Below are 2,717 nucleotides of genomic sequence, written 5' to 3'. Positions count from 1 at the left end.
TTGATTCATATAAAAATTCTAAGTCACTAATAGTAGTTTTAGAACCAGGCAGTATAATTAAATCAGGATCTCCCAGCTCCATTTCCTTTTTTACATATCTAAGCTGAATATCTTTTGCAGTTTTAAAATAATCAAAATCTGTAAAGTTTGACATCCCTGGATAGGCAATAACTGCAATATCAACCTTGTAGTTCTGATTACTATAAATTTCTTGCTGCAAACTATCTTCTGAAGGTAAATTAAGTTTTTCTAAATATGGCATAACTCCCAATACTTTTTTATTAGAATATTTTTCTATCAACTCTACTCCAGATTTAAAAGCAGCAGGATCACCTCTAAATTTATTGACTATTATTCCTTTAACTCTCTTTCTTTCTTTTTCAGTAAGCAAATCCAGAGTTCCAACAATTGAAGCAAAAACTCCACCTTTATCAATATCTGCAACTAAAATCACTGGCGCATCAGCTATTTCTGCTGCTTTCATATTAACAAGATCCTTATCTCTTAAATTTACTTCAGCCGGATTACCCCCACCTTCTAAAACTAAAAGATCATAATCCATTTTTAATTCAGCAAGGGCTTCTCTTATAATTTTAAGTAACTTCTCTTTTTGGGAAAAATAATCAGCAGCCTTCATATTTTTAAATACTCTTCCCTTTAAGATTATCTGAGACATATCATCGGCGATAGGCTTCATCAAAATTGGACTCATATTAACTTCTGCTTCTACTTTTGCTGCCTCTGCCTGTACTGTCTGGGCAATTGCAATTTCCTGACCCTCTTTTGTAATATAAGAATTCAAAGACATGTTTTGAGATTTAAAGGGAGCTGTTTTATATCCATCCTGAGCCAGTACTCTGCATAGAGCAGCTGCTAAAATACTTTTGCCGGCATCTGAAGCTGTACCCTGAATCATAACTGAATCTGCCATTTAATCACCTCTACTTAATTTTAATAATTTATTAATATCTATATTTTTTTCAACCATATCTGCTAATCTATCAAGATTATTTTCAATTTCTTTTTGATAGTTATAACTTTTTTGTTCTTCCCCCATAGATTGCTTATTTCCTAATTTATTTAAAAGTGCACTGCGAAAATTATCATTATCAAATAATCCATGCAGATAACTTCCAAAACAATTTCCAGCCTGATTAACTGCACCATCTTTTAAATTTACTTTTATGTTAGATCTCTTTATTATTCTGAATAATTCTTCAGTCCCATTTAAATACTCTGTCTGACCCATATGAATTTCATACCCTAAAAAAAACTCTTGAGGGTTAAATCTAGACATCAAATTTTCAAGCTGCTGAGTTAAATTGATTTTCACTTTTACTTGATGAGTAGTTTTTTTATTTAAAAATACTGTATTAATATCTAGTAATCCAAGTCCATTTATTTTTTTTATATCTCCTTCTGTTCCATATTTATCAATTAGTTTTCGTCCGAGCATTTGGAATCCACCACAAATACCAATTATCATAATTCCGGCTTTATTAGCTTTTTTAATTTCGGCTGCCAATCCGCTTTTCTTTAAAAAATCAAGATCTTTAGTGGTTGTTTTAGTTCCTGGTATAATTATTAAATCAAAATTAAGTAATTCTTGGTTGTTTTTAATATATTCAAGTTTTAGACCAGTTTCCATTTTCAAACTATTAAAATCACTAAAATTTGACATGTGAGGTAATCTTATTACAGCGATTTTTAATTTTTTAGAATTTTCTCCATAATTATTTAAGTTTAAAGAAGCAGAATCTTCTTCTGGTAAATTAAGACTTTTAAGATATGGTAAAACAGACATAACTTCTTTTTCTGTATAATCCTCTAAAAACTTAACTGCAGGTTTTAACAAATTATAATCTCCCCGAAATTTATTGATTATCAATCCTTTTATCAACTTTTTATGGACTGGAGATAAGAGTTTTAAAGTTCCAACTAAAGAAGCAAGACAGCCTCCTTTTTCAATACTGCTGATTAAAAGCACTGGAGAATTATAAATTTCTGCTGTAAACATATTAGCAAAATCAGGTGTAGTTCTATTAATTTCTGCAGGACTTCCTGCTCCCTCAATAATTATCAGCTCATTATCTTTTCTCAATCTTTTTAATGAATCCTTAATTGTGCTCTCATAAATTTCAAGATATTTTTTTTTGTTTTTTTGATAATTAATATTCTTATCCACTTCACCATTAATAACAATTTGGGTCTGGCCGTCTCCCATCGCTTTAACTAAAATTGGCTGCATATCTACAGAGGCTTCTCTAAAAGCAGCTCTCGCCTGTAAAGCTTGCGCTATGCCAATTTCTTTGCCATTTTTCGTTATGTATGAATTAAGAGACATATTCCAGGCCTTAAAAGGTACAGTTTTTATTCCTTTTCTGGCAAAAATCCTGCATAAAGCAGTAACAAAAAGACTTTTACCAGCATCAGAAGAAGTGCCTTGAATCATTAAAGTTCCAGTTTTATTCTTCATTTTTTTAACTCCTTAAAAAGCTATATATAACAAGAAAATCTCAACCTAAGGGTTGAGATTTAAAGTATATAATCATAATTAAAGCTAAATAAATTGATAGTCTGGTTAGCTTTAGTAAAAAAACTAATGATTATCCACCTGCAACCTGTTCCCGAGGCCAATTGTAGATTATATAAAAGGCAGGTCTCCTGACTCCTGATTTACATTTTAAATTCTAACCTTCCCTGTAATAACATTACAG

The 2,717-nt window shown here is 30.8% G+C and carries 2 protein-coding genes; both read right to left on the bottom strand.

Annotation, left to right across the window (positions count from 1 at the left end; translation table 11 throughout):
• Positions 1-931: cobyric acid synthase (locus CI949_RS19535; RefSeq protein WP_290769527.1), on the bottom strand; the 931-nt coding region annotated here is incomplete at its 3' end.
• Positions 932-2,476, bottom strand: a complete 1,545-nt coding sequence (locus tag CI949_RS19530; protein WP_114474433.1) for a cobyric acid synthase — start codon at positions 2,474-2,476, stop codon at positions 932-934.
• Positions 2,477-2,717 lie beyond the last annotated feature (241 nt).

The sequence above is a fragment of the Halanaerobium sp. genome, from assembly GCF_003070835.1.
This window is presented reverse-complemented; position numbering and strand designations above follow the sequence as displayed.

What these genes read in the sequence shown, in the direction of transcription:
- CI949_RS19530 (WP_114474433.1), bottom strand. Translation starts at nt 2,476, where the DNA reads ATGAAGAATAAAACTGGAACTTTAATGATTCAAGGCACTTCTTCTGAT.